Source organism: Halomonas bluephagenesis (assembly GCF_054790765.1).
Genome location: NZ_CP133631.1, coordinates 2332959 through 2357190, shown reverse-complemented (window position 1 = coordinate 2357190; position 24232 = coordinate 2332959). Strand labels below are relative to the sequence as shown.

The following is a 24232-nucleotide window of genomic DNA, read 5'->3' as shown; positions in this document are numbered from 1 at the left end:
TTCCTCGACAGGCTGACTAGATGATCGCATGGCGCACGCGAGCAGAAACCCACTCGGATACCAGCACCGTGGCAAAAATCATCAAAAAGATAACACTAACCTGGTTCCAAGCGAGGCTGTTAATTGAAGCATTGAGCTGAAAGCCAATACCACCAGCGCCCACTAAGCCCAGCACCGTCGATTCACGAATGTTGATGTCCCAGCGATATACGCTGATACCCGCAAAAGCAGGCATGACCTGAGGCAGCACACCATAGTTCATCACCTGCAGGCGGCTGGCGCCGGTGGCACTAATCGCTTCAACGGGCGTTGGATGAATCTCTTCAATGGCTTCATAAAGCAGCTTGCCCACAAAGCCAATGGAACGCAGCGCAATGGCAATAATGCCTGCCAAGACGCCAGGGCCAAGAATGGTGACCAGCAGCATGGCCCAAATCAGCGAGTTGATAGAGCGCGATGAGACGATAATGGTGAGAGCCAGGCTACGTATCAGCGGGTGTGGCGTTGTGTTACGCGCTGCTAAAAACGCCACAGGGAACGCCATAACAATGCCCAGTGCCGTGCCTAATGTGGCAATGTTCAGGGTGTCCCACATAGGTTTCCACAGCACGTTAGCGTACTCCCAACGTGGCGGCATCATACGGCTAATTAAGTCACTGCCCTGGCGGCCAGCATCTTCAACAAACACCCACATGGTGTTGTCAGAAATCGCTTTCCAGCACAGCAGAAACAGGCTGACACCTAACAGCCAGGCAGCGAACTGCAGCCACTGGGCTCGGGTGGTGCGCCGCTGCCAAAGTGGCGCCCCTTGGGGAGATGTTGAAACAGGCATAACGTTTCCTCTTATGACAAGCAGCGCGCCGTTACTGTGTCCAGCGGCGAACGTAGCTGGAGGCATACTCACTCATCAGTACAATAGCGATGATAATCAGAAGGATGGCAGCAGATGTGCCGTACTCGTAGCGGCTCAATGAGGTGTTCAGGGTGGCACCGATCCCCCCCGCTCCAACAATGCCAATCACCGACGACTCACGGAAATTGATATCCAGCCGGTACATCGAAAGGCCAATTAAGCGCGGCATCACCTGAGGCTGAATGGCATGGTTCATGGTTTGCCACCAGCTCGCCCCAGTGGCGCGTACGGCCTCCACCTGTCGCCAGTCGAGATCTTCAATATCTTCTGCCAGCAGTTTGGCCATAAAGCCAATGGTGGCAAACGCCAGGGTCAGCATGCCAGCAAACGGTCCAAAGCCGAACATCACTACAAACAGAATGGCGATGATAATTTCCTGGAAGGTACGCGAAACGGCAATAATCGCGCGGCAAACGGCATAAATCGGTAATGGCGAGATATTGCGCGCCGCCCCCCGCCCCACCGGAATTGCCAGCAACACGCCAATCACTGTAGAGGTTAACGTCATGGTCAGACTTTCCAGCAGACCCGCGACAATATCGCTCTGGCGGCTAACGAAGTCCGGCTGTAGAAACGCGCCAAGAAAATTGAGTGCACGTCCGGCACCTTCAGCGACGCGAGCCCAGTTCACTTCCACAGAAGCGAGTGCAAGTACCAGATAAACAATCGCGCCTACCACCAACCCCCAGCGCACTCGCGGGTTATCAATCAATGGTAAGCGCCGCCAGTGGCCTTCACGCGCAGCCTGTTGGCGCGCCAGCGAATTGGTACTGCTCATCGCGCGCCCCCACTCGCCAGGCTTGCTAACGGACGCAGGTCACGGCCAGCATGAGAGCGATGTACTTCGCTCTCTTTCGCTTTCATTTGCGCTTTATCTTCAGTTTCATCATCTTCGGCGGGTTCTGGGGTGGTATCCCAATCCTCTTCACCATAGATGGTGGTGAGAATCTCACCGGTTAGCTCGCTAGGCTGTCCGTCAAATACGATTTCACCAGCTCGCAACCCGACAATACGGTCAGCAAACTGCTTCGCCAACGCGACATCGTGAATGTTGATAATCGCGGCCAGCTCACGCTCGGCACATAGCTCACGAATCAGCCGCATGATCTGCCGCGATGTTTTCGGGTCGAGGCTGGCAGTGGGTTCGTCGACCAGCAGTAGCTTAGGGCTTTGCAACAACGCACGGGCAATACCAACCCGCTGGCGCTGCCCACCGGAAAGCGCATCGGCACGCTTATCAATGGCATGGGGCAAGCCAACCCGTTCCAGCAAGCGAAAGGCTTCAGCCACGGCTTCTTGTGGGTAACGGCGCAAGAAACTACGCCAAAACCCCACATAACCCAGCTGGCCAGAAAGCACGTTCTCCATCACAGTTAATCGATCAACTAGCGCATACTCCTGAAAAATCATACCCATGGAGCGGCGTGCATGGCGCAGACGATTGCCCGAAAGTTTGGTCAGTTCTACATCTTCCAGGCGAATGCTGCCTTGGGTGGGTTCTACCAAACGGTTCACGCAACGAATCAGCGTGCTTTTCCCTGCACCGGATGGCCCGATCAGCGCCATCACTTGTCCTTTGGGTAGCGTCAGTTGAATATCGGTTAGCGCACGATCCCCAGTTGGGTAACGTTTGCCAACACCGGTAAGAGTCAACATGAGAGTGCCTCATTTACGAATATTCGGGTACATAGCAATACGGCCAGAAAGTTGCCTTCCTGGCCGATAGGATTTCAAAACTGCCAGCGTATTAATCGCAGTCGTAGGTCACACCATTGGCATCGGCGATGGTGCGAATGACCGACCAGTTTTCCTGGTAGGTAATCGGGATAAACTGCGCTTCGCCGGAATTAGTAAACTCGGCTTCAAGAGCGGTGCCTTCCCAGTCATAGCTGAAGAAAGCATCTTGAATTTTCTCGGCTAGCTCAGGATTCAAATTATTGGCCAGCCCATAGGCGGTGGTGGGAAACGTTTCTGAGGTGTAGATAATCTCGTAATCACCTTCGTTAACAACGCCACGAGAAATCATCCGCGTACCAACAGAGTTGGCAATGGCAGCGGCTTCGTAGTCTTTGTTCACCACCCCTAAAATGGAGTTGTCGTGGGAACCGGAGAACGCGGTTTCGAAATCCTCGCCTGCTTCTAGCCCGTATTCGGAACGCAGCAGCGCTGAGGGGGCACGGAAGCCAGAGTTAGACGTTTCAGAGGTAAACGCCATCTGGCGCCCTTCCAAATCTTCAACCGATTCAATGCCGCTGCCAGGATAAGTGATGATCTCCATCTCATAGCCAAAGCTGCCATCTTCAGCGGCCATCATGGCAAAGGGGCGGAAACCACCACAGTTAACGGCAACCGGTACGCCGCCCGTATTAAAGCCAGCCACATGCAGGCGACCTGCACGCAGTGCTTCCTGCTGGGCCGCGTTTGACTGAACTGGGAAGAACTGCACCCGCTTGCCGGTGGCATCGCTTAGGTGTTCGAGAAAATCAGCCCAAACATCGGCGTATACGGCGGGGTCTTCAACCGGCGTGTAAGCAAAGACCAAGGTGTCCGGGTCGACCCATTGGGACTCGTCGCTGGGCACGTCGGCAACCATGTCGCCGTCATTATCAACATAGCGCGAAGAGAGATCAGCAGAGGCGCTAACAGCTGCCAGCGCAAACGTGCTAACCACAGCAGCGCTAATCAACGTACGTGTAAGAGTCAGTGGTTGCATACATCACCTAAGCGGGTTGTTTAACAATGCCGCTATGGTGATGCCCAACCATGACAGCGAAGGGACACTAAAATGACAAGGCGATGACCTCTCGGTGACAGCTCAGTGACAGCCCTGTGGTTGAAGACTGAACGATTGAAGACTTAGCGATTGAAGATTCAGTGTCGTTTATTCCCTGCCGGCTCCACACAGCATCCTCGGCGCTCTACGAATAAACTGTTACCCGCTATTTTTTTTGCTTGGTGCTTTAACTCGGAAAGTTGGGCGGCAATGTCCAGTGCTTTGCAGCTGGCGGTATCTGTGACAGGCTTAACGGCAATAGACACGCTCACAAAGGGAATAAACGTGACCGCACCCTGGCGGTTTTCTATATGAATCCCCCCCTGCTTACGATCCGCATTTTCATAAAATCCAGGCGCCATCACTCCAAAAGAGTGCAATATTTGCTGGCAAACACTCTCCCACTGTTCAAGGGGAAGCAGCATCATAAAGTCATCACCGCCAATATGGCCGATAAACCCGCCAGCGCTTTCTACCTGTGCCTGAAGCAGCCGTGACAAGGAAATAATCACGTGGTCGCCGCGTGCATAGCCATAAGCATCGTTAAACGCTTTGAAATTATCTAAATCGACGTAGGCGGCCGCGAACCCTTCGCGCTGATCAAGATAAGTGACCAGCGTTTCGTTTATCAGAATATTACCCGGCAAACCGGTGAGAGGATTGGCATGACGGGCCTGACGCACCTGAATGGCAGTAATTTCGCGCAACAGATCCACAATAGTCCCCATTCCCAGATAGCGACCGTGACTATCCACAATCACGAAATCTTCTTGCTCGATATCGCGGCTATCGGTTAACTGCTGGCTCAGCGCTTCAAGAGACAAATCTGCTTCGGCCACTAGCATTTTAGGGTCCGCTATCTCCAACACGCGACGCTTTGCATATAACGCGTGGCTGTAGGGGTTAGTAAATAGAGTTAAAAACGCATTGCGGCGAACCACGGCTATTGGCACGCCATCTTCTACCACCGCGACGCAACGTAGATTTGTCACTTCACGAAATCGTTCAGCAAGCTCTGGAACAGAGCACGCCGGTGTGATGGCGCTGATGGGACGTAAAATAGAGTGGGCAGTGCGCCCCGCTGGGCTTTTCAGCTGTGTCGTGGCAGGCAACAGCATATGTAGCTGCAAGGGTGGGTGAAGGCTTGGTCGTGCAAAGTAAAACCCCTGTAGCAGCGCCAGCCCTCGGTCTAGCTCCCACAGGCAAAGATGCTCAGCGGCGGTCTCAACCCCCTCAGCAATCAGTTGGCAGTCTAAGCTGCGCGCCACATCTAAAATCGAGCGTAAGAACTCACGTTTAGCCGGCTCTTGATCAATGCCCGAAATAAAGTGGCGATCTAGTTTGACGAAATCAGGACGTAGTTCAGACCAATGCCGCAAGCTGGAATGGCCAGCTCCTAAATCATCCAACGCTACTTGAAAGCCCATGTCTCGATAGTGGGCCACTGCCTGACGCATCAGGTCATAATCGTGAATTGGCACATGTTCAGTGAGCTCAATCACCACCCGTTCAGCAGGCAGGCCGCTCTCTTGAATAAAACTCAGCGTTAAGCCTTCACGGAAGTCACGTTCAACAATCGTCAGCGGCATTACGTTCAGAAACAGCAACCCAGGCAATTCCAGTTCTGCAAAACGACGAATCGCTAATCGTCGACACAGTAAATCCAGTTCGACTAACACCCCCGCCTGAGTGGCCACATCAAACAGGCGTAATGGCGAGTGCAGCGGCGATGTTTTCGGGCCACGAATAAGAGCTTCATAGCCATAAATAGCCTGCTGATTAGCGTCCACAATGGGCTGAAACAACACATGTAGCTCTTCTGTTGCGATAATCTGGTTCAACCACTGCGCTTCTTGTGCGGTCATATAACTGCTGCCCTATCAAACATCGCCTGTGCCTTTGATTTTAAAGCTCTATCTGATTTTAAAGCCCCATCAGAAAAGTACTCGGGCAGCAATCGTGCGACATTTTCATGTCGCTTGTATGACAGTACAACCGAAACAACCTACTAAGAACGCGGGAGATCTGGTGGTGGAAACACCACATCGCCTCCATCGACATCTAGCTGGCGAATGTCCGTTGGGCGGCCCTGCTCATCCAGGCTTACTAGCCCAATCCCACTTGCATTCCATAGCCGCTCACCGGCGCTAGCCCGATCTGGGTCGCGCGGGTGAATGCTCAGCTTACGGCGCTTGGTGAACCAGTTAAGTGGTGATAACGGCGCATAGAGCCAACGGTTTAAGCGGTCAAAGGTATTCAGCAGCTGTTTGGGAAACGTATTTTTGATCCCACTGGAGGTAATTTGCCAAAGGTGCGGCGACTCTTTTTGACGGCGAACAACAATATCGTAGGCAAACGAGTAGTGAACATCGCCTGATAAAATCACGAAGTTACCCGGCGTTTTCGAGTGCCGCCAAATATGCAGCAGCACGTTAGCGGCTCCCCGGTGCGCCATCCAGTTTTCAGCGTCCACCACCAACGGCTTACCCGCCAGGGTAAATAGCTTTTGAATGATCTCTATCAGCTTGACCCCGAACATCGGGGCTGGGGAAACGATAACCGCGCTTTTGGTACCCAGTAGCGCCTGCTGCATTTCCATCAGCGCTTCCCAGTCCATTAAGCCCGAAGGGCGGTTGGGGCTACGTTCGCTACGCCAACGGCGGGTGCGTGTATCCAGCACGATTAAAGCAGGCGTACCTGGCACTTGGTACTCCCAGCCCTGAAAACGCAGTAGTTGTTCGATAAAACTATCCTGGGCGCTAGCGTTAAGCGGGCTATCTCTTTCAAATAGCGTCGAGGCTTGAAGCAGCAACGGATTGAGCTTATCCGGGGCGTTGCCCCATCCCTGGCATAGTAAATAGGCCACTAACGCATTACCGATAATTCGCTTTGAAAACGGATGGCCGTAGGCACAGCGCTCCCAGTCTGCGGTCAAGTTCCAGTCGTCGGTGACATCGTGGTCATCAAAGATCATCAGGCTGGGAACGTGAGCCATTAGCCGTGCGCACTGGGGCAGCCCAGCAACAAAGTCATCAATCACCGCCTGCTCTTGCTGGTAAGCATCGGTTTCTTTATTACCCTGAACAGGTGGTTCAACGGCAATGAGTTGCCAGGGCGTTGGAGACCATACCAAGCAGTACATGGCGAGCATTTCCGACAGCGTCACTAAGTGGTTCTGCGCATTTGCAGAGGTAAACACAGGTTTTTTAACGCCGCCAAAAAAACGTTCACGCAGCGCAGCATTGCTGGTCACATCCGGTAGCAGCGCTTCACGGTGATAATAGCTTTCAGGGGCGGCGTAAAGCGCTTGACTGTCATCTACCGTGGCACCTTCCAACTTTTCATCCACCAATCCCAAACGCTCAATCAGTGCGTGTACGGCGCGCAGCATCGGGCCGGCAACGTCATCAACGTAGACCTGGTCTCCAGTCATCAGCAGCCAGGCTGGCCACTCTTCGGGGGTTGATTGGCGCTCGGCTAACCACATATCTGCCCGCACCAAGCCATCGGCACTGTCATGATGGGGCTTACGGCACGAACCGTGCATTAGCCGGTGATGCCGAGAGGCCAGCACAAAACCTGGGTACATCTCGTCTTCATGGCATAACCAGGGCGCCCAATCCGGCAGGCGTTGCCATTCGCCCCAGGTACACTGAACCCGCAAATCGTAGGCAATTCGCACATCGGTGGGCAGCGCGGTCGGTAAGCTAAGGTCAATAAAATGGATATAGGCGTGTTGGCCAATCGCCACACATTGATGCGACTTATCCAGTGGATGCGTCTGGACTTCCATTTGCTCAGGGTGAAGCACCAGTTGCATTGTTAGCGGCCGGGTCGCGACTAGCCACAGAACTAGGCGCGAAGGCGAAAGGCGGCGCAGCAGAGGCCCCACCAGTACGTCCGGCAATGTCTTGGCGATTTGCGTCATGTCACCGTCTCTTTGTTGGGTCATGCATTGTGACTATCCAGCAACCACAGGCAGCTCAACAATCACTTCTAATCCACCCGCCTGGGCACGCTGCAGGTGCATATGGCCCTGATAAAGCGCGACAAGATCCGTCACGATGGCTAAACCAAGCCCACTCCCAGAACGCTGTTCATCTAGACGCTTTCCTCGCTGCACGGCGGCTTGGCACTCCTGTGCAGACATACCTGGGCCATCATCGCTCACTCGCAGCAACAGCCTTTGGCCATCGGCTTGCAAGCTAATGTTTACTTCGGCTGTCGCCCAGCGAAGTGCGTTATCCAACAGGTTGCCGACGATTTCTTGAAGATCCTGCCCATCCATATGGACTCGCGCTCGGCTGTCTACGTTTTGCTGGAGGCTAATATGACGACGCTGCGCCAGACGCGTAAGCCCAGCAATCAGCGCCGCCAGCGTATCCTGCACGGCAATGGGGGCGAAGCGAGCACCTTCGCCAGCAGCAGACGCACGCGCTAAGTGGTGGCGCACCGCGTTGTCGATGCGCGAAAGCTCAACCTCCCAATGAGCACGGCTTTCGTCGGGCAATTGCTTAACCAGTAGCCGCATAACACTCAGCGGAGTTTTTAACGCATGGGCAAGATTGCCTGCGGTATGGCGACTTCGCTCAATTAATCGCTGGTCACGGGCAAGCACGGCATTCATTGACTCTGCTAGCATGGCCAGTTCATCTGGCAGACGGGTGTCGAGCTGCTCAGCCTGTCCTTGCTCAACGTCCCGGAGATTGGCATTCATGCGTCGCAGTGGTGCCAGCCCCCAGCGCACTTGCAGTGCTAGCACCCCTAACAGCAGCGCACCCAAGCCCACCAGCCCCAGCCATAATGCTTGTTGAAACTGCTGGATATCTTCTCGCAGCGCATCATCTCGGGCAGCCACGCTAACATGCAGCGGTGTTTCCAACGGGGCAAGGTAAATATCTCGCTCAACAATGCGCAACTGCTGGCCTCGCGGGCCGCTCATCGTGGGAGCCGATACGTTTTTGTTATCGATAACCGGTAGGCGCTGATCCCACAGCGAGCGCGACGTTGTCGTAAGGTGATCATGGTCGGTAATTTGCCAATACCAACCGGAATAAACCTGATCGAAACGCGGGTCACCCAGTGATCGATCATAACTTATCTGCTGGCCGATAGGGTCAAAGGTAACACCCGCAATGATCACATTAAGCGTTGTCTCCAAGCGTTCATCAAAGGCATGAATTGCTGACGTACGATAATGGTGGGTGAGCAGCCAACCCGCTATTGGCAACGCTAGCAACACCATTAACAGTGCTGCCAGTAGAAGACGCAACGTAATCGAACGGGTCGACCAACGCTGCGCCCAGCGGGTAATCGCTGGCCTCATGCGTCGGAGGGCTCTTCAGCAAGTAAGCGATATCCCTGGCCACGCAGCGTGGCAATCCGCCACGCGCCTAATTTACGCCGCAACCGGCTCACTTGAACGTCAATCACGTTAGAGTCGGGTTCATGGTCACGGTCATAAACATGCTCAGAAAGTTCACTGCGGCTAACCACGCGGGGGGCAGCATGCATTAAGTAGCTGAGCAGACGCGTTTCCTGGGCAGTTATGCTAACCGGCCTGCCCGCCAACGTGACATGCTGGGTATGGGTATCCAGGCTTAACTCACCTACCTTCAGGACGGGATGAGCATGACCATGACTACGGCGCACCAGAGCACGCAGCCGAAACATTACTTCGGCGGGGTCAAAGGGTTTCGTCACATAGTCATCGGCCCCTGCGGTAAAGCCCGCCGCTTTATCGGCCCAGCGCTCGCGTGCCGTTAAAATCAGTACCGGTAGATCAATACCGTCTTCTCGCCACGCAGAGAGCCAGCGGGTGCCTTCACCATCGGGTAGGCCCACATCGAGGATGACCGTGTCATAGGCTTCTGTGCGCACCAGGAAATCTGCTTCCTGGCCATTTTCAGCATGCTCTACCAGCCAGTCGCCCTCCCGTAGCGCTTGAATAAGCTCGCGGGCGAGCGCCTGGTCATCCTCTACCAGTAAACACTTCATGAATAGCTACCTTATTGGCGGCGCATCTCATTAATGCGCACACCTTCTATTTTCATTAACTGCCCGCTATGGCCATCAAACTCAAACTCAACCACTTGATTCTGAGCACCCAGCAGCTTGATCTCATACTCCACGTGGCCATCCTCACGCTCTATCTCTACTTCTATTACCTCGCCGATATAATTAGCTTCCAGCCAGTCAAGAATGGACTCTAAAGGCACGACGTCGCCCCGCCGCACTTCACTGTGCAACGCTTCCCAGTGCTGGTCGCCAATGGCACTACCGGCCAGCGCAATGGCAAACACCGCTGCAACGACGTTTACGGGCAACGCCTTGCGCAAGCGCATACATAGCAGACGCTGCCAATAACGTAAAAGGGTTAGCATGAGGGGCATCTTATTCATCGTACTAGAATGCCAAAAGCAACATGAACGTTAGATGAATGGCTTTGTCAGCTTACGGAAAGAACCGCGGTGTTATAACTGTTTTGCCTTATGACGAATGCTGTCTCATTCAACAGACCAAGTCATTTAACAAACCAAGTCATTCAAGAAACCAAGAAGGAATTTGACATGAACGCTATGAAAAAAATGCTGCTGATCCCGACCTCCGCTTTGCTGCTCACTGCGGCTGCAGGCAGCGTGCAAGCTGATACATTGCCCGTTGATCAGATTGATAGTGTGCTAACCCATGCCACTGACTATGGGTTTACCCATTACGAAGAAATCAGCATTAAAAGCCGCGGCCGTGCCGAGGTGGAAGGCTGGCTTGACGACGAATGGTACGCTGACATTGAATTCTCCATCGATAGTGGCGAAACATTGCAAGAACAGCGTGAGCGACTTATTACCGGAGCCTGGGGCATGAGCGAAGATGATATTCGCCAGGCACTAGAAGTAGCAAGCCAAGAAGGCATGGTCGAATTTGAAGATATCGACATTGATAAAAGCGGCATGATCGATGTTGAAGGCCGTGACGAAAATGGTCGTGAACTAGAAATCAGTCTACGCCAAGGCTCCTTCCAAGTAAGCGAAATTGACCGCGATTAACTGGCTAGCACAATCCAGCATTAACTAACGCAAAACATCATGCGGGCCACTTAGGCCCGCTTTTTGTGTTGTCGCTCAACGAACTCAGCGCTACAAAGGATTTCTTGTAAAGGTCGCTGTTAACGTCGCATTGTAATGTGCTTAACATAGCCATTAACCACCCAATGCGTACTCTCAGCAGGGACGCATGTAACCAAGGGAGTTGCCTTTGACGCTAACTACCACCGCCGAAGGCGTAAGCAACCGTTTAGAACACGCGGTACTCCGCGATCTTGCATGGTTGCTGGTCACGCCTGATTTGATTGAACTACCGGGCCCTAATGCCTATCCAGGCAGACCAACACGCCAGGAACTCGGCTTAGTAGATTCAGTCGACGACTGGTTGGCAAATCTTTCGTCACTGGTAAATGCGCTTGATGGCAAGCTGGCGACGCGCATGGGACACTACCATGAACGGCTGTGGCACCTGATGTTAGATAACGCGCCCAACACACGACTGCTCGCCAAGAACCTGCGTATTACCCAGCGGCGCAATACCCTGGGCGAGTTGGATATGCTCTATCGAACGCGAGACAACCCCGCCCCCATCCACCTGGAAGTGGCGATAAAGTTCTATCTTGGCCTACCAGAAGGGCCTGGTGATGCCACCTGCCAAAGCCGCTGGATTGGCCCTGGCGGGCTAGACAGCCTAGCGCTGAAATGTAGCCACCTGCGCCATCATCAGTTGCCTATTTCGAGCACTGCCATCGCGCAAGCGATCATCGCCCAATGGCTATCCCCTAGAGATCTCGGCCATGCACCACCCTGTTATCCGCTGACACAGCGCCTAGCGATGCCCGGTGTACTGTTTTATCCCTGGCACACAACATTACCGCCGCCCAGCGGTGCGACGGTCGATCATCGACGTGGTAAATGGTGTTATTTAGGGGATTGGCCGCGGTTCGCAGCCCAGCGAAGTGAAACACTGAAAATGGCATGGCTAAAGAAGCCTCACTGGCTAGCCCCGCCGCCATTAGATACATTTTCCTCTGCCAAGGATTATATGGCAGACGTAACGCCACTTATCCATCGCTACGGGCCCCAGCAAGTGATGCTTTATGACCCGCAGGAAAGAGAATTAGCTGAGGAAAAGCCGCTTGAGCGGCTAGTCATCGTACCCGATGACTGGCCGCGCCAAGTACCGCTACCGCCTCGCGCTCGCGATTAAACAACGACCAAGTTATCGCGATGGATCAGCTCGTGAGCCTCCACGTAACCCAGGATTGCTTCAATCTGGTGGCTTGGCTGGCCCGCTAACTGACGGGCTTCATCCGCGCCGTAGTTGACTAACCCTTTGGCCACGCGTGCGCCCTGCTCATCCACGCACAGCACCATATCACCGCGCTTAAAGCTGCCCTGCACTTCGCGCACGCCCACCGCCAACAGGCTAGAGCCTTTGCCACGCAGTACGTTCACAGCCCCAGCATCCAGTACTAAGGTGCCACGCACCTGCAATTGGCCTGCCAGCCAGCGCTTGCGAGCAGCAATGGGCGCTTGATCTGGGCGCAGTAGGGTGCCCAGTGCCTCACCTGCCATGACGCGGGAAATAACGTCCGGCTGGCGGCCACTCGCAATCACCGTGACCGCGCCGGAACGAGCAGCCAACTGTGCAGCACGAATTTTGGTGCTCATACCACCGCGCCCCAAAGCACCTCCACTGCCAGCGACAGCGGCTAAGCGCGGATCGTCGGCACGGCCTTCAGCAATCATCTGAGCATTGGGGTCGTGGCGTGGATCGGCGTCAAACAGCCCTTCCTGATCAGTAAGCAGCAGCAATGCATCGGCTTCTAACAGGTTAGCCACCAGCGCGCCAAGCGTATCGTTATCGCCAAAACGAATCTCGTCGGTGACCACGGTATCGTTTTCGTTGATGACCGGCACCACGCGCATCTCAACCAAGGTACGCAGCGCTGACAGCGCGTTGAGATAGCGCTTGCGGTTGGAAAGGTCATCGTGGGTGAGCAGAATCTGAGCCGTTAACATGCCGTGGCGAGCGAAATGCTGCTCGTAGCACTGGGTAAGGCCGTTCTGGCCTACCGCTGCGGCCGCCTGCAGCTCATGAACGGCACTGGGGCGCGCTTGCCACCCCAGACGCACCATGCCAGCCGCTACGGCACCCGAGGATACCAGCACAACTTCTTTGCCCTGCTGATGCAGCATGGCAATCTGGTCGACCCAGCCACCAATGGCCGGCTCATCTAAGCCTCGACCATCATTGGTGAGCAGCGCGCTACCAATTTTAACCACCACCCGACGGGCGCTGCTTAACGCCTCACGGCCAGGCAACTGCTCATTGCTTTCCACGTCGCGACTCTCCCAAGCCATTCCGCTCACGCGATTAATTCCGCTAACCCTGCTGACGCTTCCCACTCGACCGACGGGTCGGTTACGGGGCGTACTCTACCTCGACATCGTAATCATCATCGTCAAAGTCGTCGTCGTCACCTTCATCGTCGTCGCGTTTACGGCGACGGCCAAGACGCGCTTCCGTTCGGGCCACTGATTCTTCTTCCATGCGGCGACGCATTTCCTGCTCGCGGGCATGAGCTTCTTCATCTTCATTTTCCAGGCGCTGCTGCTCCGTTAGCCAGCGATACGCCGCCTGTACCAACTTGTCAGTGCCGTCGCTGCTGATGGCCGAGATGCGGAATACCGGGCCATCCCAGTTCAGCGCTTGGATAATCGCCTGGGCGCGGGCTTCGCGCTCATCTTCCGGCAACAGATCAAACTTATTCAGCACTAGCCAACGCGGCCGCTCAGAAAGCGCCGGCGAGAACTGGCCTAGCTCGTGAATAATCGCCTGGGCCGCTTCCACGGGGTCAGACTCGTCAAACGGTGCTACATCCACCACGTGGAACAGCAGACGTGTACGGGTCAGGTGCTTCAAGAAACGTAACCCCAGGCCCGCGCCATCAGAGGCACCTTCAATCAGCCCTGGCACATCGGCCATCACAAAGTGCTCGTGCATACCCAGCTTCACAACACCCAGGTTAGGCACCAGGGTAGTGAACGGATAGTTTGCCACTTTGGGTTTGGCCGCAGATACCGAACGGATCAGTGTAGACTTACCCGCATTCGGCATGCCCAGCAGGCCGACATCAGCCATTACCTTCATTTCCAGGCGCAGGTTGCGTCGGTCGCCTTCGGTGCCCGGCGTGGTACGGCGTGGCGCACGGTTGGTCGAGGATTTAAAGTGAATATTCCCCAACCCACGACGACCACCTTCGCCCACCAGTACCACCTGACCGATATCGGTGACATCGGCGATGACCTCAAGGGTATCTTCATCGATCACCGTGGTGCCCACCGGCACTTTTACGTGCAGGTCTTCACCGGCTTTACCGCTCATCTGGCGGCCCATACCGCCCTGGCCGTTTTCCGCTTTGTAAAAACGCTGAAACTTGAAATCGATCAAGGTGTTCAGCGAGTCGTCACCAATCAGGTAGACGCTGCCACCATGGCCACCATCGCCACCATCAGGGCCACCTTTGGGCACATATTTTTCGCGGCGAAAGCTCAGACAGCCATTGCCGCCTTTACCTGCCTCAACAATAATCGAGGCTTCATCGACGAACTGCATTGGATTCTCCCGGCCGCTTCCGCCGCCCTAACTGCAATATCCCGCCCGTTAACAACGAGCAAAAGGGATCGAAAAGACAAAAAAGCCCCGCCATGGCGGGGCTTTTATTTCGTCATCTTCGTTCTGCGCAACAGCTGTTGCTTAGGCAGAAACGATGCTAACGAATTTACGGTTGTTCGGACCTTTAGTCTCGAACTTCACGAAGCCGTCGTTCAGAGCGAACAGCGTGTGATCACGACCCAGGCCAACGCCAGTGCCTGCGTGGAAACGAGTACCACGCTGACGAACAATGATGCTACCCGCGCTGGCTGCTTGGCCACCGAAGAGTTTCACACCTAAGCGTTTGGACTCGGAATCGCGACCGTTACGCGTGGAGCCGGCTGCCTTTTTATGTGCCATTGCAAAATCCTCCTTAAGGGAATCGACTGCTTACGCAGAAATTCCGGTAATTTTGACTTCAGTGAACCACTGACGGTGGCCCTGACGCTTCATGCTGTGCTTCCGGCGACGGAACTTGATGATCGTTACTTTATCGCCACGGCCGTGGGAAACGATTTCAGCAGACACTTTGGCACCGCTTACTAAAGGCGCGCCAACGTTGACGTCATCGCCGTCTGCAACCAACAGCACTTCATCAAACTCAATCGTTTCGCCGGTAGCGACTTCGATTTTTTCGAGCTTGAGGGTTTGACCTTCTTGAACGCGGTACTGTTTGCCACCGCTTTTAATAACTGCGTACATGTCGCTCTCCGGACTTGTCGTTAATGCCGATTACGCCCCGCGTAACCAACGCTCATCGCCTTCCGCTCTTATCGACCTGCTGCGAGTGGCGCCCCTTTTGGCAGCCATCTGACAGGGAGCATGATGAGTGGGTCGCGAATTATAGCGACTATCGCGGTTTACCACAAGACTACGGGGCATTGTCAATCACGTACCGTACCACGAACGTCTATCGCTACCTTGACGCCTCACAGACAGCCCCATAGCATGGCTCCAATTATCTCCCCCCCGCGATGAACGGAACCCATGACAGCCAACGTCTCTCAAACCCCGCCTGCCAGCCCAACGCCTTCACCGCTGCACGCCGTGGTGGCCGATGACTTTGACGCCGTAAACCGCACCATTGTCGCGCAGCTGAATTCCAAGGTGCCGCTGGTAGAAACCATCGGCCAATATATTATTGAAAGCGGCGGCAAGCGCCTGCGCCCTTTACTCGTACTGCTGGCTGCCCGAGCACTGGGCTATGAGGGCGACAAACACATCACCCTGGCCACGCTGATCGAATTTATGCACACCTCCACGTTGCTGCATGACGATGTGGTCGATGAATCGCACATGCGGCGTGGCAAAAAACCCGCCAACGATGCCTGGGGCAACGCACCATCCGTGCTGGTGGGAGACTTCCTCTATTCGCGCTCGTTTCAAATGATGGTGGACGTAGGATCGATGCGCATTATGGCGATTCTATCCGGCGCGACCTGCGTCATTGCCGAAGGCGAAGTACTGCAGCTCACCAATATCGGTAACCCCAGCATTTCTGAAGCGGATTACTTTGAAACCATTCAAGGTAAAACAGCGATGCTGTTTGAAGCCGCCTCCCACAGCGGTGCCGTGCTTGGCGACGCCACCGCTGAGCAAGAGCGCGCCCTGCAGTACTACGGCCGCTACTTAGGCCTCGCTTTCCAGCTCATCGACGACCTGCTGGATTACCAAGGCGACGCCGAGGCCATGGGTAAAAATGTTGGCGACGACTTGGCAGAAGGTAAACCGACCCTGCCACTGATTCACGCCATGGAACGCGGCACCCCTGAACAAGCCAAGCTAATCCGCCAAGTAATTCGCAAAGGCGGGCTAGAACAGCTCGACGACGTGCTTGAGATCATCAACGCCACTGGCGCGCTAGAATACACCCGCGCGCGCGCCGTTGAGATGGCCGATAAAGCCCTGGCCGAACTTGATCCCCTGCCACCCAGCCCCTACCGCGATAGCATGGCTAACATCGCTCGGTTAGCGGTTGATCGCAAAGCATAAAGTCTGCGCAACAAAGCAGCCCAACGCGTAAAAAGGGACTTGAAAAAACCCCTTCGCCTGCGTATGATTCGCTCCGTTGTTAAGCACTGCTCAGCACGCTTTCAGCAACATTGTTGCAACAACGTTCGGAATATAGCTCAGCTTGGTAGAGCGCTGCCTTCGGGAGGCAGAGGTCGTAGGTTCGAATCCTGCTATTCCGACCAAAGAATTCAGTAAAAACGGCCACTTAGCTAATACAGCTAGTGGCCGTTTTTGGTTGGGTGGCTGCTAGGTTCCATATAGGTTCCAAGTGTCATAATTTACGGTTTCATCAGATTTTTGCTGAGCTCTCCCAGCATATAAGTTCCCGTTGGCCATAGCACTAAACTAATCTATCTATGCGACCATTATTTGGTGTAATTAAATCTTATCTAATTTTGAGTGTGTAAGCTCGCGCTAGAATTGGCACAGAAAAAGCCTCATGGGACATTTCACATTTGGCTTGATGATTGGTACTGGCTCATCCAAGAAGCGATCGCAACGAATCTTGAACGGGCCCAGGATGTTTGTGCTGAACTCTCGCCCAGTCTGTTACTCCCTTAGCAATGCCCTCATACCCTGGGAAGAGAACAGACCCTGTGACGCCTAATAGAGCGCATCCTGATAGTAGCTGTGGTGCTTCTGATTTAGGTAGCCTCAGGCGCTGTAGATGAAATGGAGCGTCAGGCCCGGTTAACCGATCTGCACTTCCATCCAGGGTACTTGCCATGAACACGTCATTCCCCGTACCCGAACCGGTAATACGCGAAACTGTGAATAGGCCTGACTGTGCCGCTAGGTAAGGGCTCACGCCCCCAGGTGTCTTGATCACTTCCACTTCTCTACAGCGGGAACTAAGCGCCCATACCGCGAGGTAGCCCTCGAGTTCTTCCTTAAGGTTGGATAACGCTGATGAGGCAGCGAAGTAAGCTGCTACATAAGGGCTCCGTGTCCAGTCCAGAAGGCAGGTAGGCACTCCGTGATGCTGCGCAAAAGCAAGGACTTGATACACTTCTGTAGGCGGCCAATCTCGAGTTGCAGCAAGAGTTTGCTGGCTTAGGAGTCTACGCACGGAAACAGAATCGCCTGGCACTTGCAGCCCAGCCTTATCACAGGATTCAAGAAAAGCTAGGAGAACCGTCCTCTCGAAAGTCAGCTGTTGGTCAGGATTAATATCATGATCGCCATAAAAATTTGATGCGGTGATATCTCCCTCAAGCCGATGCGCAGAAGGCACAAGATTAAAATTTACGTCGGGCTGGCCACGGAAGATGTGTATATCTGGATTCCAACGATCTGTCTCGAGAGGGTTGAGATAATCCAAAAACTTTCGTGCAGTCGTGAAGGTATATTCTTGAAAGCCGGAAGTATAATCGCGGGACACTCTGTTACTCCTACATGTCAGGGCCAGGACAACCCAGTTGACTTCGCTGCCACGCCCTAGCTGAACCTGGACACTGAATCGCCCCGGATATTTTAGACACCCGTTAGGCTCTTAAAGTAACGCCTTTCATAATCAACCGGTGACAAGTTATCACTTGTGCCGTGTCGGCGCTTTGGGTTGTAAAACATTTCAATGTAATTGAACACGTCACGTCTAGCCGCTTCGCGTGTTGAATAAATCTGTCGCTTGATTCGCTCCCGCTTGAGAAGTTGAAAGAAGCTTTCAGCAACGGCGTTGTCATGACAGTTACCACGTCGGCTCATACTGCCTACCAAGCAATTCGCTTTCAGAAAGCTTTGCCAGTCTCCACTGCTAAACTGGCTCCCTTGATCCGAATGCACCATCACCGTTCCTTGTGGCTTGCGTCGCCAGACTGCTGATAACAAAGCATCCAGTGCCAACTCCGTAGTCATGCGAGACTTCATCGACCAGCCAATCACTTGACGGGAAAACAGGTCGATAACTACCGATAGGTAAAGCCAGCCTTCGTAAGTGCGGATGTACGTGATGTCCGTCACCCAAGCAATATTTGGCGCTGTTACTTCAAACTGACGGTCTAAATGGTTAGGGGATACGGCAGTCGGTTTCCCATCGCCATAGCCGCCAGGGCGTCGTCGATAGCCCGTCTGAGAGCGTAAACCTTCCCTATTCATAAGACGCGCCACACGGTGCTTCCCACAAGCTTCGCCAGCTTCACGCAAGTCCTGGTAGACCTTGCGATAGCCATATACACCGCCGCTTTCAAGCCAGGAGTGCTTGATCAATCCCAGCAAGCGCTCATCTTCCCGCGCTCGATTAGAGAGCGCTTTTTTACACCATGCGTAGTAACCGCTGGGGTGCACTGCCATCATCTGACACAAGCGACGTACCGAATATTGGCTCGAATAATTTTGAATAAACGCGTACCTCAGTCGGACTCCCTGGCGAAGTACGCGGTGGCCTTTTTTAATATGTCTCGCTCTTCTAATACGCGTTTGAGTTCGGCCTTCAAACGACGGTTTTCAGCTTGGAGATCATCATCCTCTTGCCGTTGTTCTACCGGCTTATCGTATCGCTTAATCCAGTTGTACAGGCTGTGACCTGACACGCCTAGCCGCTCAGCGACCTCGGCCACGCGATGGCCGCGCTCTACCACTTGTTTGACGGCTTCGATTTTGAATTCTTCAGTGTAGCGGGGATGGCTCATGGTTCCTCCTAGATACCTTTAGTATAGGGCCTGGAGGTGTCTATGAAACCTGGGGCGATTCACCCATCACTTTTAAGCGCTCCCCTGTCCGGTGTGCTATCCCCCATAACTCTGTTACCGGCAACTGCGTTAGGATTGCTTTGGTCATGGGGCTATTGGCTTTAAGCTTGCAGACACCTTTGAAAGCAGCGTTTTTCTTAGCAGCATGGTTCGCTATTTTGGCCAGCACTCGTGTGGGGGCAAAACCAACCGACACGGGTATCCCTGTCCACTGCCGCACAGTCTTGCGTAGACGTTGCCCTCTTTCTTCTAGAGTGTCTAGTTCAAAGCCCTGGAAACCGACAAAACACTCATCGATTGAGTACACCTCTACATGAAGTGAGAACTCAGCCAATACCTCTGTGATGCGTCGGGACATATCGCCGTAAAGGGCATAGTTACTAGAGAGCAGAACTGTTTGCCGACGTACATGGGGAGGCAACAGGTGCATAGGCGTGCCCATTTTAACTCCCAGGGCTTTTAGCTCATTAGAGCGAGCGACAACACATCCATCATTATTCGATAGCACACCGACTGGCTGGGCTTCTAATCGAGGATTGAAAGCCCTTTCACAGCTAACGTAGAAGTTATTGCAGTCCACCAGCGCTATCACGGTAATGACCTCAACACGTTATGAATTACATCTGTAACGACGCCCCATACATGAGATTCACGACCATCCAAGGGAATAGGCTTGTAGGCAGGATTACTGGCTTTGAGGTAGGTGCGTTGGCCAATTCGATCTAGCTTTTTGACGGTGAGTTCACCATCTACAGCGATGACGATAATACGACCTGGCAGGGCTTCCAGACTTCTATCCACGACAAGCAAATCACCATGATGAATACCGTCACCAATCATAGAGTCGCCCTCGGCACGCACGAAGTAAGTAGCTGCTGGGCGCTTCACTACATAGCTGTGCAGGTCTAGCTCTGTATCGAGGTGATCATCAGCAGGTGAAGGAAAGCCAGCCCTAACAGCGCTCGTGAACATAGGAAGTGGCTGGGATCCAGCCAGAGGATCGGCTTTTCCGACAAATGAAGCAGTAAGTGACATGAGTATGGCCCTCCATAATTACTGTATAGAAAAACAGTATCTTTATAGAGAGCCAAATGTGCAAGGCTTGTCGTTAGAAGTCTTCTATCGGCGCTTGGCCTGCTTTATCTTTAAGCCGATTAAGATGCTGACCTGGAAGGAAAAAAGAGGCTGACAGGGTAGGCCCCCAATATTCATCCTCGTACACATATACATCAACTGCACGTGCATCTGATGGCATGCCTACTAAAAACTCTTCGGCATCAGAGTAGTCCCGCATACTATCAAGATATTCTTGCTCGACTAATGACGCACCAAAGTATCCCGACCTCAGCTGCTCCCTTTCGAAAGCCGCAATATCTGATAATAAGCTGGCTTCATCCTGGTAAGTACCATTCCTAGCATGTGCCACCATGTCGAACGTACCGGTGTTACCCTCAGCGAATACCAACCCAAAACTACGTACAAGCGCACCTATAAGTGTGGCATACAAGTCATCGCTATAATCTGCCACAACGCTGGTGTACATCAGCGTGTCGTCGTCATTAAACATGAGCTGCCCCTGAAAGGAGCGCTGCAGAAAGGTAATGTCATCGTGGCATAACGCATACTCCCCTAGATCAGACGTACAGTCGTAGTACCCCTGGCTCCGAGGAAACTCATCGATATGCTGGCCGTAATGCCAGTCCTGGAATAGACGAGTATCATCATTGGCCACCGCTATCGGCACGGCAATAAGCGAAGCACTTGCTAACGCTGCAGTGGTGATCCAGCACTTCATTCCCTTGCTCCTTTCTTTTAGGGGCAAACCAGCCCGCTGTTTTTAATAGTTTCTACGCTAGCCACACCTAGCCCACTTACCTGCGAAAGCTCATCTGCATTTGTCCAAGGCCGCATTTCAATAATCTGTTCGGCTCTAACCGGGCCAACATTCGGTAGCTCGGTTAGTTGTTCAGCAGTGGCTTCGTTAAGGTCAATGCAATAGATAGGGTCATTAGCTGCTTCATAAGCCCCACCAACGAAAGAGGATAGCAGTAATTCAGCTGTGCCCAATGCCAACCAGACAGGAGCGTGATCCGACACAATGCTTCGGGCCGTCACATGATCTGCTTCTAGCAACTCAGGAAACTGAACAATTCCACGACTCGTAATATTTAACTGTCCTGGGGATTTCCAAAAGTTGTCATAGAGGTTGCTCCACACACCTTCGGATGTACCCAGTGTTGTGGCTCCGGCAGTAATCGCAGGTATAGCACCAAGTGTCTTCAGCGGCTCCCAGCCATTGTGGGAAGGCCTGAGATTGAAATCACCAACAAGTAAGCGCGGCGTATCTGGGTATCCCTCTTCCAACCACTGCCAATAGCTTGCAAGTGCTTCAATTTCCGGTAAACGGTCACCAATGCTTCGACCGTAGGTAATATGTACGTTAGCAAGGGCAAACTGCTGGCCTGTTCTATCACTGCGGAATTTGGCAGAAAACGGCTCCCGAGCAAACACATCTCGACTGTCGATATACACTACTGCACCGGAGTCATAGGATACGGCAGAGTCACGCCACACAAACCCATAGTGTTCTCTATAAGTGGAGCGACCAAGCGCGTGGCTGGCCATGCTCGACCAGCTTTCATCACTAGCAGCTTCTAATTCAGCCTCAAGACGCTCCAAAGCTTCCTCGTTCATTAATTCCTGGATCGCTAGTACGTCAAAGTGATTGGCTATATGAGCGACCTTGTCATAGCGTTTGTTGTTGTCCCAGCCAAGGTTCTGGATATTCCAACTACCAATAATTATGTTTGCGAATGCTGCTGAAGGAAGCATCAGGGCTACGGCGAGGGCACAGAATAAAAATCTCACAAGCTATCCCTAAATTTATAAATGCTTGGTTCATCACTTGATTTGATGAATAGTAGAGCTATGAAGCCTGGAAGCAGTGCTGCATATGCCAATCCAGCTTTTCACGATCTGGCTTCAGTTCAGCCTCATGTGGAAGTACGGTCAGCTCTTTACCATCCAGTCGATAGTAGGCTTTGCCGTTAAAATACAGCTCGTGGATTTTAGGGCTGATGCGAATTTTGTAGTCAGGATCTATGCCTACTAACCCCGTATCAAAGAGGCGATGAAAATCGGCTCGGAGTAGTAGACCATTCCGCACGTCGTGCTTTTTTTCTTGGGCAAATGGCTTAATGTGCGCTGCCTCTAGTGTCACTAAGGTATTTTCACCCGTCATCGCGCAACGCCGTCGGTAGGCATCGGTGACCATTACACGAAAAGAAGACTGGCCGATGCGTGGTTGATATGTCTTTTCTTCTCCATAGCCACCAAGAATTTCAGCATCCCCCGGGGGGCTATCCTCTTTGGCCTGGGTCTCCATAACTTCACGAAAGTGTCGCCAAATGAAAGCGCCGCTAAATTCACCTGTATCGTAGTGCTTACCACGCACGATATTAGGTGACCACTCTGGCGGCTTCTCCAGCCATTGATTTTGAGGAAAGAAAAAGGGATTGGCGAGCACGGTACATCCAACATCCCTAGACAGGTCATGTCCTCTTAACGCCCCAACCATCTTGCTGAACTCAGCTAGTGAACTGGCTCCGTTCTTCTCACCAAACACCTCCCACGCTAGGTGCAGAGGAAGGACTGATGTTGTGACATAAAAGCCTCCACCCGCGATATGGTTATAGGGCCGCTTCAATTTAAACAGAAACGGCATTCCGGCTGGGGGCCGTTTAAATAATGGCGTTGCACTTGGCTGCCAAAAATTAACTTCATCAAGTCCTTTATCCTGAAGGTTAGAAAACCATCGATTGTCAGTGACTCCAACCCAATATTTCACAGGATCATCTCCATAGGCACCAGCACAACATGGGTTAATGATGCAGCTAATCAGCTGGCCAATAGACATGCATCAGCGGCAACAAAGCACGACCTTCAGTATCAAAATTTTGGTAGTTGTCGACTGCCAAGTTGGCTAAGTCATCAAGGTCTACCAGTGTGATCGGGTTAGGCGCTCTCTCAGCTTCATACCTGGCTTCGCGGGTAAAGCCACCCGTACTTACAAAGATACCGTTCTGACCGCTTCTGACCACAGTGATAAAGCTGCGAAGCAATGTTGAACCCATGCTTCCACTACGGTGCTTGATCTCAACTTTAATATGCGGCTTTGTAAGTCCTAGCCCATCAGGAGATGCTTCCACATCTACACCTCTATCAGGGCCACGAGGTGATACCTTGGTGCGATAACCCATCGCTCGCAGGATAGCAGCAACAAAGTGCTCCATATCTTCAGGAGTAAGCTGCAAGATCCGGTCTTTGATTAGCTCATGGCTTTGGGCACGGATATGTTCACTAAGCTGAACAAAGTCTGCCTCTACTTCTTCTGGTTCCTGAGAAAGTGCAGGTTGCTTGCCCTCTAGGGCAGCACGCATTTCATTGATAATCGCATCTGATAAGCTGAATAAGGCAAGGGTAGAACCAAGCGAGTTGCGTGTGGACTGGGTCAGAACATCACGAGATACCTTCCCTTCCCACTTCACCCAACGAACATGGGCATAGTCTTCTACCTGATAATCGCTGCTTAGGAACTCATACTGCCCTTGGTCTATACCGACCAAGTACTCTCTTAGCTCTGGACTGTAAGTGACGACTATGTCACCTGGTTTGATTGCATCAAAGAACTTACGAATCATGGCCACAGCATTAGCTGTTCTACCTGGCTTAGCATTTCCATGATGTTCAATATAGGCGTGACGTAACTCTTGATTCGAATGGTATTGGCTTAGGTGGCCAAGGGCATTCCACCCAACGGCAACACAGCTGCGTGACTCAAATAAATCAAACAGCCGACCACCTTCACCTGCACGAATCATCCAACCCTGGGGCATAGTTAGAACCTTAAATTTTGGGAGTATACGTAACGATCACAAGCCTGCCCAAGAAGGTTAAGGCTTATTCAGAGACTGCCGCTCTATATTTTTGATTTTTGGCCTAGAAAGGGTCAATTTTGCGTATCGCAGCATAAAACCATTCTGACCAGCTATTCAGCTTGACTTGCTCTTTGATCAATTTAAAGCATTCTTAAAAAGCTAGCTAGTTAGCTCCCTACACAACTGTGCTAGCTCCCTACACAAC

The 24232-nt window shown here is 52.9% G+C and carries 24 protein-coding genes and 1 tRNA gene; 4 read left to right on the top strand and 21 right to left on the bottom strand.

What is annotated here, in order from left to right:
* Positions 1 to 16 precede the first annotated feature (16 nt).
* From phnE (REH51_RS10565) to REH51_RS10525, 9 genes are all read right to left on the bottom strand, one after another.
* Complete coding sequence (gene phnE / locus REH51_RS10565) at positions 17 to 832, bottom strand: phosphonate ABC transporter, permease protein PhnE (RefSeq protein ID WP_498935670.1); 816 nt, start codon at positions 830 to 832, stop codon at positions 17 to 19.
* A 31-nt stretch (positions 833 to 863) separates the two neighbouring features.
* Positions 864 to 1691: a phosphonate ABC transporter, permease protein PhnE gene (gene phnE / locus REH51_RS10560; RefSeq protein ID WP_498935668.1), complete on the bottom strand. Its 828-nt coding sequence runs from the start codon at positions 1689 to 1691 to the stop codon at positions 864 to 866.
* On the bottom strand, positions 1688 to 2569 hold the full coding sequence (gene phnC / locus REH51_RS10555) for a phosphonate ABC transporter ATP-binding protein (RefSeq protein ID WP_009723790.1): 882 nt from the start codon (positions 2567 to 2569) through the stop codon (positions 1688 to 1690). The genes phnE (REH51_RS10560) and phnC overlap by 4 nt, the downstream gene beginning before the upstream one ends.
* Before the next feature lie 91 nt (positions 2570 to 2660).
* Positions 2661 to 3626, bottom strand: coding sequence for a phosphate/phosphite/phosphonate ABC transporter substrate-binding protein (gene phnD, locus REH51_RS10550; RefSeq protein WP_009723791.1), 966 nt, complete (start codon positions 3624 to 3626; stop codon positions 2661 to 2663).
* Between the two features lie 158 nt (positions 3627 to 3784).
* The gene (locus REH51_RS10545; RefSeq protein WP_498935665.1) at positions 3785 to 5551 is read right to left on the bottom strand and encodes a bifunctional diguanylate cyclase/phosphodiesterase; all 1767 of its coding nucleotides are present in this window, start codon (positions 5549 to 5551) and stop codon (positions 3785 to 3787) included.
* A 143-nt stretch (positions 5552 to 5694) separates the two neighbouring features.
* Positions 5695 to 7614 carry a metallophosphoesterase family protein gene (locus tag REH51_RS10540; RefSeq protein ID WP_009723793.1) on the bottom strand — a complete coding sequence of 640 codons (1920 nt, stop codon included), beginning with the start codon at positions 7612 to 7614 and terminating at the stop codon, positions 5695 to 5697.
* A 33-nt stretch (positions 7615 to 7647) separates the two neighbouring features.
* Positions 7648 to 9012, bottom strand: coding sequence for a sensor histidine kinase (locus REH51_RS10535; protein ID WP_498935663.1), 1365 nt, complete (start codon positions 9010 to 9012; stop codon positions 7648 to 7650).
* Positions 9009 to 9683, bottom strand: coding sequence for a winged helix-turn-helix domain-containing protein (locus REH51_RS10530; RefSeq protein WP_498935662.1), 675 nt, complete (start codon positions 9681 to 9683; stop codon positions 9009 to 9011). The genes REH51_RS10535 and REH51_RS10530 overlap by 4 nt, the downstream gene beginning before the upstream one ends.
* Before the next feature lie 11 nt (positions 9684 to 9694).
* The gene (locus tag REH51_RS10525; RefSeq protein WP_009723796.1) at positions 9695 to 10069 is read right to left on the bottom strand and encodes a PepSY domain-containing protein; all 375 of its coding nucleotides are present in this window, start codon (positions 10067 to 10069) and stop codon (positions 9695 to 9697) included.
* Positions 10070 to 10255: 186 nt separating this feature from the next.
* Between REH51_RS10525 and REH51_RS10520 the strand changes: the two genes are divergently transcribed.
* Positions 10256 to 10732, top strand: a complete 477-nt coding sequence (locus tag REH51_RS10520) for a PepSY domain-containing protein (RefSeq protein ID WP_009723797.1) — start codon at positions 10256 to 10258, stop codon at positions 10730 to 10732.
* 208 nt (positions 10733 to 10940) lie between these two features.
* Positions 10941 to 11939: a DUF1853 family protein gene (locus REH51_RS10515; RefSeq protein WP_498935660.1), complete on the top strand. Its 999-nt coding sequence runs from the start codon at positions 10941 to 10943 to the stop codon at positions 11937 to 11939.
* Here REH51_RS10515 and proB read toward each other — a convergent pair.
* From proB to rplU, 4 genes are all read right to left on the bottom strand, one after another.
* Positions 11936 to 13096 (bottom strand): glutamate 5-kinase, encoded by a 1161-nt coding sequence (proB, locus tag REH51_RS10510; protein ID WP_232318764.1) that lies wholly within the window; start codon positions 13094 to 13096, stop codon positions 11936 to 11938. The genes REH51_RS10515 and proB overlap by 4 nt on opposite strands.
* Positions 13097 to 13157: 61 nt before the next feature.
* On the bottom strand, positions 13158 to 14351 hold the full coding sequence (gene cgtA / locus REH51_RS10505) for an Obg family GTPase CgtA (RefSeq protein WP_009723800.1): 1194 nt from the start codon (positions 14349 to 14351) through the stop codon (positions 13158 to 13160).
* Positions 14352 to 14492: 141 nt separating this feature from the next.
* Entirely contained in the window at positions 14493 to 14750 is a 258-nt protein-coding gene (rpmA, locus tag REH51_RS10500) for a 50S ribosomal protein L27 (RefSeq protein ID WP_009097313.1), read from the bottom strand.
* A 30-nt stretch (positions 14751 to 14780) separates the two neighbouring features.
* Positions 14781 to 15092 carry a 50S ribosomal protein L21 gene (gene rplU / locus REH51_RS10495; RefSeq protein WP_009723801.1) on the bottom strand — a complete coding sequence of 104 codons (312 nt, stop codon included), beginning with the start codon at positions 15090 to 15092 and terminating at the stop codon, positions 14781 to 14783.
* A 285-nt stretch (positions 15093 to 15377) separates the two neighbouring features.
* On the opposite strand from rplU, the gene ispB reads away from it, so the two are divergent.
* Positions 15378 to 16382, top strand: a complete 1005-nt coding sequence (gene ispB, locus REH51_RS10490) for an octaprenyl diphosphate synthase (RefSeq protein ID WP_498935658.1) — start codon at positions 15378 to 15380, stop codon at positions 16380 to 16382.
* A 126-nt stretch (positions 16383 to 16508) separates the two neighbouring features.
* Positions 16509 to 16585: transfer RNA gene (locus tag REH51_RS10485), tRNA-Pro, on the top strand.
* 296 nt (positions 16586 to 16881) lie between these two features.
* Here the strand turns inward: REH51_RS10485 and REH51_RS10480 are convergent.
* From REH51_RS10480 to REH51_RS10445, 8 genes are all read right to left on the bottom strand, one after another.
* Positions 16882 to 17784: an FRG domain-containing protein gene (locus REH51_RS10480; RefSeq protein WP_009723803.1), complete on the bottom strand. Its 903-nt coding sequence runs from the start codon at positions 17782 to 17784 to the stop codon at positions 16882 to 16884.
* Between the two features lie 92 nt (positions 17785 to 17876).
* Positions 17877 to 19030 (bottom strand): IS3 family transposase gene (locus REH51_RS10475; protein ID WP_143759676.1). Its coding sequence is split into 2 segments (ribosomal slippage): positions 17877 to 18787 and positions 18787 to 19030, totalling 1155 coding nucleotides; the frame shifts between segments, so codons are not numbered across the junction.
* Between the two features lie 40 nt (positions 19031 to 19070).
* Complete coding sequence (locus REH51_RS10470; protein ID WP_498935656.1) at positions 19071 to 19682, bottom strand: Y-family DNA polymerase; 612 nt, start codon at positions 19680 to 19682, stop codon at positions 19071 to 19073.
* Complete coding sequence (locus tag REH51_RS10465) at positions 19679 to 20125, bottom strand: LexA family protein (protein WP_498935654.1); 447 nt, start codon at positions 20123 to 20125, stop codon at positions 19679 to 19681. Before REH51_RS10465 ends, REH51_RS10470 begins: the two co-directional genes overlap by 4 nt.
* A 73-nt stretch (positions 20126 to 20198) precedes the next feature.
* Positions 20199 to 20885, bottom strand: coding sequence for a hypothetical protein (locus REH51_RS10460; RefSeq protein WP_009723806.1), 687 nt, complete (start codon positions 20883 to 20885; stop codon positions 20199 to 20201).
* A gap of 17 nt (positions 20886 to 20902) precedes the next feature.
* Positions 20903 to 21922 (bottom strand): helix-hairpin-helix domain-containing protein, encoded by a 1020-nt coding sequence (locus REH51_RS10455; protein WP_498937743.1) that lies wholly within the window; start codon positions 21920 to 21922, stop codon positions 20903 to 20905.
* Positions 21923 to 22016: 94 nt separating this feature from the next.
* A complete protein-coding gene (locus REH51_RS10450) occupies positions 22017 to 22937 on the bottom strand; it encodes an HNH endonuclease (RefSeq protein ID WP_498935652.1) in 921 nt (306 codons plus the stop codon).
* Positions 22938 to 22983: 46 nt separating this feature from the next.
* Complete coding sequence (locus tag REH51_RS10445; RefSeq protein ID WP_009723809.1) at positions 22984 to 23985, bottom strand: restriction endonuclease; 1002 nt, start codon at positions 23983 to 23985, stop codon at positions 22984 to 22986.
* Positions 23986 to 24232 lie beyond the last annotated feature (247 nt).